Source organism: Rhodanobacter sp. L36, assembly GCF_009765755.1.
GTDB lineage: Bacteria > Pseudomonadota > Gammaproteobacteria > Xanthomonadales > Rhodanobacteraceae > Rhodanobacter.
The window spans coordinates 633932-647262 of sequence record NZ_LMUV01000011.1 but is presented as its reverse complement, the minus strand read 5'-3'; the positions used below and the strand labels follow the sequence as shown (position 1 = coordinate 647262).

At 61.3% G+C, this 13331-nt stretch carries 11 protein-coding genes; 7 read left to right on the top strand and 4 right to left on the bottom strand.

Going from position 1 to position 13331, the window contains the following annotated elements:
* The first annotated feature begins 5 nt into the window (after window positions 1-5).
* Window positions 6-692, top strand: a complete 687-nt coding sequence (locus GSQ73_RS12645; protein WP_158884507.1) for a DUF2461 domain-containing protein — start codon at window positions 6-8, stop codon at window positions 690-692.
* Here GSQ73_RS12645 and GSQ73_RS12640 read toward each other — a convergent pair whose 3' ends face one another.
* Window positions 693-2003, bottom strand: coding sequence for an MFS transporter (locus GSQ73_RS12640; protein WP_254063403.1), 1311 nt, complete (start codon window positions 2001-2003; stop codon window positions 693-695). It abuts the gene before it with no gap.
* Between the two features lie 263 nt (window positions 2004-2266).
* Here GSQ73_RS12640 and aqpZ point away from each other — a divergent pair, with 263 nt between their 5' ends.
* Window positions 2267-2968 (top strand): aquaporin Z, encoded by a 702-nt coding sequence (gene aqpZ, locus GSQ73_RS12635; RefSeq protein WP_216844775.1) that lies wholly within the window; start codon window positions 2267-2269, stop codon window positions 2966-2968.
* Window positions 2969-3042: 74 nt separating this feature from the next.
* On the opposite strand, the gene GSQ73_RS12630 is transcribed toward aqpZ, so the two are convergent.
* The 3 genes from GSQ73_RS12630 to ligA are packed head-to-tail and all read right to left on the bottom strand — an operon-like array spanning window position 3043 to window position 6808.
* Entirely contained in the window at window positions 3043-3441 is a 399-nt protein-coding gene (locus GSQ73_RS12630) for a VOC family protein (protein ID WP_174236101.1), read from the bottom strand.
* A 2-nt stretch (window positions 3442-3443) separates the two neighbouring features.
* The gene (gene epmA / locus GSQ73_RS12625; protein ID WP_158884505.1) at window positions 3444-4403 is read right to left on the bottom strand and encodes an EF-P lysine aminoacylase EpmA; all 960 of its coding nucleotides are present in this window, start codon (window positions 4401-4403) and stop codon (window positions 3444-3446) included.
* Window positions 4400-6808, bottom strand: coding sequence for an NAD-dependent DNA ligase LigA (gene ligA, locus GSQ73_RS12620; protein ID WP_158884503.1), 2409 nt, complete (start codon window positions 6806-6808; stop codon window positions 4400-4402). The genes epmA and ligA overlap by 4 nt, the downstream gene beginning before the upstream one ends.
* Before the next feature lie 210 nt (window positions 6809-7018).
* On the opposite strand from ligA, the gene GSQ73_RS12615 reads away from it, so the two are divergent.
* The 5 genes from GSQ73_RS12615 (at window position 7019) to GSQ73_RS12595 (ending at window position 12654) form a co-directional block, all read left to right on the top strand.
* Complete coding sequence (locus GSQ73_RS12615; RefSeq protein ID WP_254063455.1) at window positions 7019-8410, top strand: MFS transporter; 1392 nt, start codon at window positions 7019-7021, stop codon at window positions 8408-8410.
* 74 nt (window positions 8411-8484) lie between these two features.
* Complete coding sequence (locus tag GSQ73_RS12610; protein WP_158884499.1) at window positions 8485-9699, top strand: cation:proton antiporter; 1215 nt, start codon at window positions 8485-8487, stop codon at window positions 9697-9699.
* A gap of 63 nt (window positions 9700-9762) precedes the next feature.
* A complete protein-coding gene (locus GSQ73_RS12605) occupies window positions 9763-10152 on the top strand; it encodes a response regulator (protein ID WP_158884497.1) in 390 nt (129 codons plus the stop codon).
* A gap of 49 nt (window positions 10153-10201) precedes the next feature.
* The gene (locus GSQ73_RS12600; RefSeq protein WP_158884495.1) at window positions 10202-12262 is read left to right on the top strand and encodes a hypothetical protein; all 2061 of its coding nucleotides are present in this window, start codon (window positions 10202-10204) and stop codon (window positions 12260-12262) included.
* 143 nt (window positions 12263-12405) lie between these two features.
* Window positions 12406-12654, top strand: a complete 249-nt coding sequence (locus GSQ73_RS12595) for a hypothetical protein (RefSeq protein ID WP_158884493.1) — start codon at window positions 12406-12408, stop codon at window positions 12652-12654.
* The last annotated feature ends 677 nt before the right edge of the window (window positions 12655-13331 follow it).

Here is a 13331-nt window from a genome sequence, read left to right as displayed (position 1 = left end):
TGACCATGCCCAACAGCTATTTCACGCCTGCCACTTTTCGTTTTCTGCGCTCGCTCGATCGCAACAACAGCCGCGAATGGTTCGCCGCGCACAAGGACAACTACGAACGACACGTGCGCGAACCGTTCCTGCAATTGATTACCGATATGCAGGCACCGCTGTCGAAGATCAGCGCGAACTACCGTGCCGATCCGCGCAAGAACGGCGGCTCGCTGTTCCGCATTTATCGCGACACGCGCTTCTCCAACAACAAGCTGCCGTACAAGCCATGGCAGGGCTCGCGTTTCTTCCACGAACGCCGCCACGAAATCCAGGCGCCGTCGTTCTATGTGCACATCCAGCCCGGCGATTGTTTTGCCGGCGGCGGCATGTGGCATCCAGAACCCGACGCGCTGAAGCACATTCGCGATTTCATGGTGGACAACCCGGCGGCGTGGAAACGTGCCACGCAAAGCAAGACGTTCCGCGAACACCTCACGTTCTGGGGCGAATCGCTGAGTCGGTCGCCACGCGGATTCGATCCGCAGCACGAGCTGATCGACGATCTCAAACGCAAGGATTTCGCGGTCGGCGAAAATTTCGACGAAGCACTCGCATGCTCCGACGAGCTGATGCCGTGGATCGTGGCGACGTTCAAGCGCGCCGCACCGATGGTTGACTATCTGTGTGCCGCGCAGGAACTCGAATTCTGATCAGACTCGCGATGTGAGCGCCGAAGCGCCGCGTCGGCGCATCAGGTACAACGCCACGCCGATACTGAGCAATGCGGTGAACACCACATACCAGGCCGGCGCCATCGGGCCGGCGCGATCGGCCAGCAGCCCGATCAACGACGCGCTGCTGGCGCCGAATACCGCGTAGGCGACGTTGTAAGAAAACGAAATGCCGGTGAATCGCACGGCGGGCGGGAACGCTTGCACCATCACCGTCGGAATCACGCCCACCACGCCGACAAAAAATCCGGTCAGCGCATACAGCCACAGGAAGTTGGCGCCGCCGTGGGCCATGTCGGCGAACAGCGCCCAGGTGATCAGCAGCATCGCGAACGAACCGAGCAGCAACGCACGCGCCGCGCTCAGTCGATCACACAGCCAGCCATGAAAGAGGCAGCCAACGCACAACGCGAGTGCGGCCAGACTGTTGCCGAGAAACGCGCGATGCGGATCGATGTGGAAGTTGTGCGTCGCCAGTGCCGGCAACAGCAGGATCAGCACCACGATCGCCGCCGTCAGCGTCCATGTCACCAGCATCGACATCGCCACGCCGCCGAGATGCTCAGCGAGCACGACGCCCAAAGGCAGGCGCTGACTCAGCGCCTTGCGCTCGCGCATCTCGATGAACACCGGCGTCTCGCTCAGCCAGCGGCGCAGCCATACCACCAGAAAACCGAACACGCCGCCCAACAGAAAGGGCAAACGCCAACCCCACGCATGCATCGTCGCATCGCCCAACGATGTGTTGAGCGCCGTCGCCAGCAACGAACCGAGCAGAATGCCGAAAGTCAGGCCCGCGGTAAGGCTTGCACAAGCGAAGCCGACACTGCGCGCAGGCACATGCTCGGCCACGAACACCCACGCACCGGGCACTTCACCACCTACCGCAATACCCTGCACCACGCGCAGCAGCAGCAACAGCAGCGGCGCAAGCATGCCGACCTGCGCAAACACGGGCAGCAACCCGATGCCCAGCGTCGGCAGCGCCATCAGCAATACGCTCAGCGTGAACATTTTCTTGCGACCGGTGCGATCGCCGAAATGCGCCATCACGATGCCGCCGAGCGGACGCGCCAGATAACCCGCGGCGAAGATTCCGTAGACCTGCAACTGCGCAAGCCACGATGCGGTGCCGTGCGGAAAAAACAGATCGCCGAGTAGCTTGGCAAAAAACACGAACACCACGAAATCGTAGAACTCCAGCGCGCCACCGAGCGCCGCGAGCATCAGCGTGCGCGCATCGTTGCGATCGAGTTGGCGAGCGTGGTTCACCGGCGTGTTCTGCATCATCGGCGGATTCGTGTGTGTTGACGGAGAGCCGGCAACATACAACAAACCTCGCGCTGCCCGACGCACCATCACACCGACACGTGCCAGCCGCTGCTGTCGGGCGTATATTCCTGCCAGCTGTCTTGCGGGATCCAATCCCGTGTAGCCGGCGAAAGAGATTTCCAGGAGCCAGGGGGTTCAAGAATCCACGTCGTCGCGTCTTGGCAATCACGCACGATGCCGTGGCATCACAACAGTCATTCCGACACGACAGGGAAAAACTGATGAACATGAGCAAACGTCTGAGCGCCGAATTTTTCGGCACGTTCTGGCTGGTTTTCGGTGGTTGCGGAAGCGCGGTATTGGCGGCGGGTTTCCCGGGTCTGGGCATCGGATTCGCTGGAGTAGCACTGGCCTTTGGTCTCACGGTGGTGACCATGGCTTACGCGGTCGGTCACATTTCCGGCGGACACTTCAATCCGGCGGTTACGCTCGGCCTTTGTGCCGGCGGGCGATTCCCCGCGAAAGATGTGGTGCCGTACATCGTCGTGCAGGTCATCGGCTCAATCGCCGCGGCGGCCGTGCTTTACTTCATCGCCAGCGGCAAACCCGGTTTCGACGCCGGCGCCAGCGGCTTCGCCTCCAACGGTTTCGGTGACCATTCGCCTGGCCACTTTTCGATGCAGGCTGCGATCGCGATCGAACTGGTGCTGACCGCGTTCTTTCTGATCGTGATCCATGGCGCCACCGACGCGCGCGCACCGGCCGGCTTCGCGCCACTGGCGATTGGCCTTGCGCTCACGTTGATCCACCTGATCAGCATCCCGGTCACCAATACGTCGGTGAACCCGGCACGCAGCACGGGCGTCGCTTTGTTCCAGGGCGGATGGGCAATCCAGCAACTGTGGCTGTTCTGGCTGATTCCGCTGATCGGCGGCGTGGTCGGCGGCCTGATCTATCGCTACCTGCTCGAAAAGCGCGACTGAGCGATCCCTGCGTTCAACACGAAGCCCTGCCGGCAACGCGCAGGGCTTCGTCGTTTCAAATCAGCTCGCTCAGGTCAGCTCGCTTCGTACAACTCGATCGGCTGATGATCCGGATCGGCGAAAAACGTGAAGCGGCGACCGGTGTATTCGTCGACGCGTATTGATTCGCACGTCACCCCGCGCGTTGCAAGCGTGTCGACGGCTGCATCGATGTCGTCGACAGCGAATGCGAGATGACGCAAGCCCTGCGCTTCGGGATGCGACGGACGTGATGGCGGCGACGGAAACGAAAACAGTTCCAGCTGCACGCCGGGGCTTACCTGCAAATCGCACTTCCACGAATCGCGTTCTTTGCGATACACCTCATGCACAATCGGCAGCCCGAGCGTCTCGCTATAGAACGCACGCGATCGCGCGCAATCCGAACAGATCAGTGCGACGTGGTGGATCGATTTCAGCAAGGGCTCCGACATCGTCAAGCCTCGCTGAACGCGAACGCGAGTACGTCGGCAATCGCATCGGTGCTGACCATGCACATCAGCAGGCGCTCGATGCCCATTGCCACGCCAGCGCAAGCGGGTAATGCGTCGAGCACTTCGAGCAAGGCCTTGTCGATCGGCATCGCCGGCTGGCCTCGCTCAAGGCGAACGAGGTTGTCGCGCTCGAAACGCTCGCGCTGCTCGGCGGCATCGTTCAACTCGTGATAGCCGTTGGCCAGTTCGTGCGGCCCCAGATACAACTCGAAACGTTCGGCCAGGGGCGGTTCGCCCGCACGGATGCGCGCCAGCGCGCACTGACTGGCCGGGAAATCGTGGATCACGGTGATGCGATCGCGCGGGAACGCCGGCTGCAGCAAGTGCGTGATCAGCAGATCCAGCCAGTCATCCCGCCCCAACCCGTCCGGACCGATGCCGAAGTCGGCCAGTGGTGCGCGCAACTCATCGATGGACGCATGCAATGGATCGATACCCAGCTCATCCAGAAACAGTTGCCGGTAGCTTTCGACCCGCACTTCGACACGTCGGCCGATCATGCGCAGCGCGAACCCCACCAGCTCGACGGTTTCGTGCATCAACCGCCGATGATCCCAGCCGACGCGATACCACTCCAGCATCGTGAATTCCGGATTGTGCCGGCCGCCGGCCTCGCCATCGCGAAACACGCGGCCCATCTCGTAGCAATCGCCGATGCCCGCCGCGAGCAATCGCTTCAACGGAAATTCCGGCGACGTACGCAACCAGCGATCACGCGCACCGGCATCGACGTGACCGCTGAATGTCGTGCCGAAACTCTGGATGTTCGGATCGGTGTTGCCCGCGGCGGACAACACGGGCGTCTCGACTTCCAGCACTTGGCGTTCGGCGAAGAACGAGCGAATCGCTGCGTACAAGCGCGCGCGCAAATGCAGCTGGGCGAATGGATCGCGCACAGTCATTCCGACGCACGTCCATGTTCGGCCAGCAGTGCGAGCAACTGTTCTTCGTCCCACACCGGTACATCGAGTTCCTTCGCCTTGTCGAGCTTTGAACCCGCCGACTCGCCGGCGACGACGAAGCTGGTTTTCTTCGAGACCGAACCGGAAACCTTTGCACCCAGCGCTTCGAGTTTTTCCTTCGCCTCGTCGCGACTCAACGACGCCATGGTTCCGGTAAGCACGATGGTCTGGCCCGAAAGCGGAGAATCGGTCGCGCTGGTGTCTTCCGGTGCAGCGGCGAGCAATCGCTGCATCGATGCTTCTGCTTTGTGCAATGTCGCCAGCGCCGTCGCGTCATCAAGTAACGAAGAAAGATTGATCGACGCCGCCTGCGGCAATCGCGCCACGCTCCAGTGCGATGGGCCCGCCTCGATCAGGCTGTCCAGCGTCGGATACTGCTCCGCCAGCAGCTTCGTGCCTTTCGGGCCAAGCTTGTCGACGTTGGCCATGTCCAGCAGCACAGCCAGCCCCAGCCGCTGATGCAACAACGGCGACGGATCGCTTTCGTCGCTGAAAGTGATGCCCGCTTCGAGCAGCGCATCGACCACTCGCTGATTGCCCTCCTGTTCAAAGAACGCGTCAATCGACGTGGCGACTTCAGCGCCGATATCCGGCAGCACGCGCAGCACCGGCGCCGGTGTTTCACGAACAAAATGCAATCGACCGAGCCAGCTCGCCAGCGTTTTCGCCGTGCTTTCGCCGATGTGCATGATGCCGAGTGCGAAAAGGAATCGTGCGAGCGTGGTGCGCTTGCTGGCTTCGATCGCATCGACCAGGTTTTCGGCCCACTTCGTGGCAACCTTCCCGGCCTTGACGGTTTCAGGGGTCGTTCCGTCCCGCTCATCGGCACGACGCTTCATCTCGACGAAATCATCGACGCTCAGCCGATAGAGATCGGCCGGCGTATGCACCATGTCGAGTTCGACCAGCGCGTCGATGATCCTTTCGCCGAGGCCATCGACGTCCATCGCGCGACGCGATGCAAAATGAAACAACGCTTCCTTGCGCTGCGCTGCGCAGATCAAGCCGCCCGAGCAACGCCACGCAGCGGCGCCCTCTTCGCGCACCAGTTCGGAATCGCAGACCGGACAACGCGCTGGCATGGCCCATCGACGCGTGTCGCGCGGCCTCTGATCAAGGATTACGCGCACCACTTCGGGAATCACATCGCCGGCACGTCGCACAATCACGGTGTCACCGATGCGCACGTCCAGCCGCTCGATCTGGTCGGCGTTGTGCAAAGTGGCACTGGTGACCGTGACGCCACCAACCTGCACCGCCGCGAGACGCGCCGTAGGTGTCGCCGCGCCGGTGCGGCCGATGCGCACGTCGATGGCCTCGACCGTGGTGGTTTGTTCCTGAGCGGGAAACTTGTGCGCGATCGCCCAGCGCGGCGCGCGAGAGACGAAACCCATCTCGCGCTGCCCGGCGTAATCGTCGAGCTTGTAGACCACGCCGTCGATGTCATAAGGCAACGCATCGCGCTTGGCACCGATGCGATCAAAGTACGCAATCAGCCCGTCGAAACCCTTCGCCGTATCCACTTCTGGCGACACAGGAAAACCCCAGTCGCGCAATCGCTGCAATGTTTTCGAGTGAGTATCAGGCAGCTCGCCACCTTCGACTGCACCCACGGCGTAGGCAAAGAAACTCAATTTCCGTTTCGCGGTGATTGCAGGATCAAGCTGGCGCAGCGAACCGGCCGCACCATTGCGTGGATTGGCCAGTGTGCGCTCGTCATGCTGGCGCGCGCGCTCGTTGAATGCTTCGAAATCCTTGCGCAGCATTACCACCTCGCCGCGCACTTCAAGCACGTCCGGCCAGTCCTTGCCGCGAAGCTTCAAAGGAATAGCGCGAACGGTACGAAGATTCGCGGTGACGTCTTCGCCGGTTTCACCATCGCCGCGTGTAGCGCCCTGGACGAACAAGCCGTTCTCGTAGCGCAGGCTGATCGCCAGACCATCCAGTTTCGGTTCGACCGAGAACACGGGTCTACGACGGTCGAGCGTCTGCTCGATGCGACGCTCGAATTCGGCAATCTCGCGATAGCGTTCGCGAACGGTGTCGCCTTCCTGTTCGAACGCATTGCCCAGCGACAACATGGGCAACTGATGACGCACTTCAGCGAAACCGCCTTGCGCACGCGCACCGACCTTGCGCGTCGGCGAATCGTTGGAGGCGAGCTGCGGATGTTCCGCTTCCAGCGCTTCAAGTTCGCGCATCAAACGGTCGTATTCGGCATCCGTGATCTCGGCATCGTCGAGCACGTGATAGCGATAATTGGCGTGTTCGATGTGCTGGCGCAGCGCCTGCGCACGCTCGATGGCCCGTGCGATGGATTGGGCGGGTGCAGGATAATCGGTCATGCAGGTCTCCTCATATCGCCCAGTTTAGCGAGTCGTGTTGTCGTCGATCGGTCACTGACGAAACAAAGCCTGACTCTTCGCGCACCTATCACGAGAGCAAGCCTGTCGCAGCAGTTATCATGCCGGGCAATGTCTGACGAAGCCGCGACGCCTCCCGCTGCCGCACCTGCTGTGCCCACGTCGGCATCGGTGGTCGAGGCGCTGTCGGAGATGTCCTCGCGCGATCGCTACCGCGGCCTGCTCTGGCTGGTGGCCGCCGCGTTCTTCATGCAGTCGCTGGATTCGACTGTGGTCAACACCGCAGTGCCGGCGATGTCGGAGGCGTTGAAGGTTGCGCCACTGGGCATGCGCACCGCACTCACCAGCTACGTGCTGACGCTCGCGATCCTGATTCCGGCGAGCCCGTGGCTTTGCGATCGGCTCGGCACGCGCCGCGTATTCGGCATCGCGATCATTGTGTTTGGCGTGGGTTCGCTGCTGTGCGGTCTATCGCAGACGCTGCCGCAACTGGTCGCCGCGCGGGTGATCCAGGGCGTTGGCGGCGCATCATTGATGCCGGTCGGCCGCTATGTGCTGGTGCGCAGTATCGAGAAGCGTGAATTCGTGCGCGCCATGAGTACCGTCGCTACTTTCGGGTTGCTTGGCTCGGTGCTCGGGCCGTTGCTCGGTGGCGCACTGGTCGAATTCACGTCGTGGCGATTGATCTTCCTGATCAACGTGCCAGTGGCGATTGCCGGTGTATGGATGAACAAGCGCGACATGCCGGACTATCGGCTCGCGCAGGCGAACCGTTTCGACCTGCTCGGCTTCGTGTTGTTCGCTGGCGCATCAGCGTTGTTGCTTACGGCGTCGGAACAGGCTGGCGTGACGCCGGTGCCGTGGGCGCGCATCGGCACGTGCAGCGTGCTCGGTGTCGCGCTCGCGTTGATCTATGTGTGGCGCAGTCGCAGCGTCGCGTTCCCGGTCGCCGACCTCACGTTGCTTCGCGTGCGCAGCGTTTGGGTGGCACTCGCCGGCGGCTTGTTCACCCGGCTCGGCATCTCGGGCATGTTCCTGCTGCTCATGTTGTTTCTGCAGGTCGGCTGCGGCTGGTCGCCGGTGATGGCAGGCTTGATGATGGTGCCGCAGGCGCTCGGATCGATCAGTGCGAAGTGGGTGATCAGCCGTGCGCTGGTTCACTTCGGCTATCGCCGATTGCTGCTCGGAAACACGTTGGCGGTGGCGCTGCTGCTTGCAGCTTTCGCCCTGCTGGGGCCGACGTCGCCGGTCTGGCTGATTGCTTCGCTGACCTTCCTCTACGGCGCGTTTTCAGGGTTGCAGTACACCGCCATGAACACGCTCATCTACAACGACCTGGACATCAAGCACGCATCGATGGCCTCGTCGATGGCATCGACCGCGCAATACCTGGCGATGAGTTTCGGGATCGCGCTTTCCACGTTGCTGATGGAAGCGCTGCTGCAAGGCCATGCGCACGACGACTATGTGACCGCGTTCCGCTGGACGGTGCTGTTGCTGGCCGCCATCACCGCGATCGCCAGCCGGGTATTCAGCCACCTGCGCCACGATCGGCCGTTACCTGTCGCAACGGCGGCCGAATAGCGCAAGCCGACGTCATTGCCATCGTGTGCTGCGTGTAGCATGCAGGCTCGATCAACGACCGGGGCGCGCGCCGCATGCATCACGCCAGCGAGATTCTACTCACGCTGTTCATCGTGTTCGTCGCTGCGCAGATTGGCGGCGAAATCGCGCAGCGGTTGAAGTTGCCTGGCGTCGTCGGTGAAATCGCCGCCGGTTGCGTGATCGGCCCTTCGCTGCTCGGATGGATCACCCCCGAACAGACCGCCACCGGCACGCCGCTGGATGTGCTGGCCGAAATCGGTGTCGTGCTGTTGCTGTTTTCGGTGGGCCTGGAAACCCGGCTCGAAGACCTGAAGAAAGTCGGCAAGATCGCTTTTCTCGTGGGCATCCTCGGCGTGCTGGTGCCATTCGCCATGGGCGGTTTGTGGGCGCATGGCAGCGGCTTCGACTGGGATCGATCGCTGTTTGTCGCCGCCGCTTTCGTCGCCACGTCGGCGGGCATCACCGCACGCGTATTGCAGGAGCTCGGCGCCTTGCAGCGCATCGAGAGCAAGGTGATTCTCGGCGCCGCGGTGATCGACGACATCCTCGCCATGCTGCTGCTTGGCGTAGTGGTATCGCTTCAAGGTGGCGGCGGTTTCGACCTCACCCACCTGCTGGTCGTGCTGGGCGGCGCGATCGGTTTCATCGCGGTGATCGGCTGGGGCGGCGCACGCGCGATGCGCTGGAATTCGACCTGGTTGGATAAACCATTGAGTCCGCATTCGCCGCTGATGATCGTGCTGGCGCTGTGCCTGGGGCTGGCCTATCTATCCACGCTGTTTGGTCTCGCCGCGATCATCGGTGCGTTCCTCGCCGGCATGATCGCTTCCGAAACGCGACAGCAGCACACGCTGGAACAACAGACGATGCCGTTGCTCGCGTTGCTCACGCCGTTCTTCTTCGTGATCACCGGCAGCAAGATCGACCTGCACGAACTTGCGAACGCCGAAGCACTGTGGATGCTGCTCGTGGTCACGCTGATCGCCATCGTTTCCAAGCTGATCGGCGGCTGGCTAGGCTCGCTTTCGCTGGGCCGACGCAGCGCCACCATCGTCGGTTTCGGCATGGTGCCGCGCGGCGAAGTCGGCGTGGTGATCGCCAGCCTTGGCCTTACTGCAGGTGTATTCACGCACCGCATCTACGCCATCATCGTGGCGATGTCGCTGCTGACCGCGATGGTCACCCCACCAGTGCTTGCGTGGCTGTTGAAGCGACAGAGCAGCCCTCAAGACACCGCGGACATATTGCCGCCCAGCCCGGAGGCCTGACGACGTGCGTTCCATCACGGCGAGGAATGTGCTGTGATGCGTCGGGGCGAACTTGGGGGTTCCGTGTCAACGAACAAGACGATACTCGTTGTCGACGACGACGCACTGGTGCTGGAGTCGATCGTGCTGCTGCTTTCCGCGGCAGATGGATTCGAGACAATCTCTGCGCGTGGTTCGACGGATGCGGCCGGGCATTTGCATGGCCCTCGTTCCATTGATGTCATCGTCGCCGACATCGTGCTGGCCGGCCCGATCAGCGGACTGGATGTCTGCCGCAAGGCCATCGAGCAACGTCCCTCCATTGCCGTCGTGGTGATTACCGCGGACACCGAAGCGCATCGCACGGATATCGTCGAACGCGGCGTGTTTCTTCGCAAGCCGTTCGGCGCCGAAACCTTGCTCGCCGCCATTCGTCAGTCGATGGAACAGGTTCCCGAACACGACGCTCTTTAAAATATGATTTTGCCATGATCGAGTAAACACGCAGGGGCATCGACGCACGATGAAACGCTTGCTTCCGTGGATTGCACTGCTGATTTCATATTGCTGCAGCCTGCATGCGCAGGAACCGTTCAAGGCGGTATCCGCGTTCGATGCGAACGCCATCCAGGGTCGACCCGTGCAGCTCGATGCCACTGGAAAGCTGCTGCCGTGGCCGTGGCCCGACGATGTCGGCGCTTCCTATCAGTCATATTTCATGACGCAATGGAGCTATCTGCTGCAGCAATACCACGGGCCGCGTTACTACTATTTCCATTGCTGCGTGGATTTCGATCGCAGCACGTTCAAGACAATTCCGGACCGCCACTGGGCCAATTCCACGGGTTATCTGCGCGCCATGTTGGAAGGATTTGTCGAGCATCTGTACCCATACACGGGCGACGCCGAAACCATCCAGCTACTTGAAGACGCCGTCGATTACGAACTCGTGCACGGCACCACGCCGCGTGACTACGCGTGGAGCGGCGTGCCTTATGCGTCGGCGGATCCGGGCGCCGCGAACTATCGCGGATGGAGCCAGCACGCGGTGGATTTCATCGAGCCACCGATTGTCGGTGAGGATGGCTACGGTTATCTGCGCCTCTACGAAATGACCGGCGAAGCACGCTACCTGGAGGCAGCCAAGCGATGCGCGGACGCACTGGTGAAAAATATCCGCGCCGGCGACGCCACTCATTCGCCGTGGCCGGTGCGCGTCGATGCGAGAAGCGGGCGAGTTCGTGGCAAGGCGATGGGCGAGTATTCGGCAAATGTCATCGAGCCGATCGCCTTGCTTGATGAAATGATCCGGCTGCAATTCGGCGACGTCGTCGGTTATCGCGGAGCGCGCGAGCAGGCCTGGCAATGGCTGCGCCGATACCCCATGAAAAACAATGTGTGGGTCGGTTACTTCGAAGACGTTGCGCCCACCATGGGCAACATGAACAACGTGATCCCGCTGGAAACCGCACGCTATGTCCTGCTGCATCCCGACAAGGATGTGGAATGGAAGAACGATGCGGCCAAGTTGATCGACTGGGTGAAAACCACGCCGCGCTGGCCGAAATACATCGTGCACGGCGCCACGGTGACCACCGAGCAAGGCGATGGCAAAAACTTCTGCTGTGGCAAACCCAACGTCTGCTGCGACAGCCACACGGCAAGACTCGCTGCCGTCGAAGCCATCTTCTACTGGAAAACCGGCGACGAAAAATACCGCGACGCGGCCTATCGCTCATACAACTGGGTTACCTACCAGCAAGGGTTCCCACCGCTGGGAACGACCCCGTGGGGACAAGGGCAATGGTGGTTCACTGATGAATTCTCTGATGGCCCGCGACGCATGATGGATGGCTTGTGGGCCGTGCCCGCGTGGGCACCGGGGGACGCCTCCCATTTCCTCGGCACCACATCGGTCGTCACCCGAATCGCTTACGGTCGCGGAAGCGTCACCTACGCGACGTTCGATGAAGCGGGCGACGATGTACTGAAACTTGATTTCACGCCGACAACCGTCTGGATGGATGGCCACGAAGTGATGGACGGCTATAAGTTCGATCGCCAGACCCACGTTTTGCGCGTTCATCGCACGGCTGCACGGCAGGTCAGCATTTCAGGCGATGGTGGAAAGCTGCCGGTGAAAACCGTGACTTTCGATAATCCGCAACTCGCCGTGGGCATGACGCTGGATGCAACCTACCCCACCGGCGTGATTTCATGGAATCACGGCGACTGGAAAGTCGGCGCGCCACGCGGCAGGTTTTCCACGTTCAACCTCGGCGTTGCCCAGTGCGATGCGCACCAAGCGGGTTTCTCGTTCATCGCGCCACGCGTGCTCACGGCTCTGAGCATCTTCAACGACAACGGGTCAGACCGCACCGTGATTCTCCACTCGGCACCCAATGCCGATGTGATGATGGCAATCCCCGCCGGGCAGTTGCGGCGCGTGAGCACGCAGTGGCGAACGCCGACGACGTCGGTCGTGCTGGATGCCAGCCCGGATGATGCACTCGGAGGCTTGTTCATCGACGACGTAAGCTATGACGAAAGCACCACGGTACCCGCGCCCGCCCTGCAACATTGAGCCGATCCGTAACCCGACGACGCCGCAGCTGCGTGCATGTCGAAGCTTCGCGCGTCGTTCGCACGTGCGAGTCCCCGCTTACTTGACCTGCGCTTGACGTCGTCACGGTGATGCTCGAATGACCGCATCCCAAGGAATCAGCCATGACGCTTTCACGTGACCAGCTTGAACCACTGCTGGAAAAACTGGACCAATCGATTCCGGGGCTGATCGCCGAACATCCCGACCATCGCGAATTCCTGGGTGCCGTTGTCACGCAGGCCGACGCGATGACAAGCAAGGCCGATCCAGAAGATCATTCATGGCTGCACGGCCAGATCGGCAACATACTGGCAAGACACGGCCAGCTCCACGAAGACCTGCTGCCATTGTCCTATCGACAGACGCCCTGACGAATCAACCCGCTCGATGTTGCATCGAGCGGGTTGATGAACACAACGTTGGAGAGTGTTACCAGTTGTGCCCCTGAGAGCAGTAGTGACCACCGGTCCCATGCACGCCACCCATGCACGATTCACCGCATGTCGGGCATTTGGCAGTGCACCTGGACGCAAAAACACCGACGAGTTTCAAGAGCAGCTTACGCATGACGTCTTCCTCGAGTGGATGGTTGGACAGGATGTTGCCGCGCTGATGCTACAACCACGGCGAAAAATTCCGATAACACTGTATCCGGTGAAGAGCAGGCATCGACGATGCGCTCCGTGCAGGTAAAAAATCCATCGTGCGCAGCGATCTCACGGCGCCACCTTCACCACGGCGCAAATCAACAAGGCTGCAGTGCACACCACCAGCGCGAGCACTGCCATGATTTGCCAAATGGCAAGCTTCGGCGCAATGGCAGCACAAGTGTCTCCGCCGGATTTGCGTCTGCTTCTTGTCAACGTCCCTCTCCATCGTCGAAAAACGTAGAGCGTGACGCCGTTTTTGTGACAACTCCGAAACGAAGTTGTTGTCACTCGAAATGTGCATTCATGAAGCTATACAAGCCATTCATGAATTCAACGATGCACGGCCGCGTGGCGTTCCATGATTCGTTTAAAAATTTGCCGCATCGACGCCGTTGAGA

Coding starts and splice junctions, on each gene's coding strand:
- GSQ73_RS12600 (WP_158884495.1), top strand. CDS start 10,202: ATGAAACGCTTGCTTCCGTGGATTGCACTGCTGATTTCATATTGCTGC.
- GSQ73_RS12630 (WP_174236101.1), bottom strand. CDS start 3,441: ATGTCGGAGCCCTTGCTGAAATCGATCCACCACGTCGCACTGATCTGT.
- ligA (WP_158884503.1), bottom strand. CDS start 6,808: ATGACCGATTATCCTGCACCCGCCCAATCCATCGCACGGGCCATCGAG.
- epmA (WP_158884505.1), bottom strand. CDS start 4,403: ATGACTGTGCGCGATCCATTCGCCCAGCTGCATTTGCGCGCGCGCTTG.
- GSQ73_RS12615 (WP_254063455.1), top strand. CDS start 7,019: ATGTCCTCGCGCGATCGCTACCGCGGCCTGCTCTGGCTGGTGGCCGCC.
- GSQ73_RS12610 (WP_158884499.1), top strand. CDS start 8,485: ATGCATCACGCCAGCGAGATTCTACTCACGCTGTTCATCGTGTTCGTC.
- GSQ73_RS12645 (WP_158884507.1), top strand. CDS start 6: ATGCCCAACAGCTATTTCACGCCTGCCACTTTTCGTTTTCTGCGCTCG.
- GSQ73_RS12640 (WP_254063403.1), bottom strand. CDS start 2,003: ATGATGCAGAACACGCCGGTGAACCACGCTCGCCAACTCGATCGCAAC.
- aqpZ (WP_216844775.1), top strand. CDS start 2,267: ATGAACATGAGCAAACGTCTGAGCGCCGAATTTTTCGGCACGTTCTGG.
- GSQ73_RS12595 (WP_158884493.1), top strand. CDS start 12,406: ATGACGCTTTCACGTGACCAGCTTGAACCACTGCTGGAAAAACTGGAC.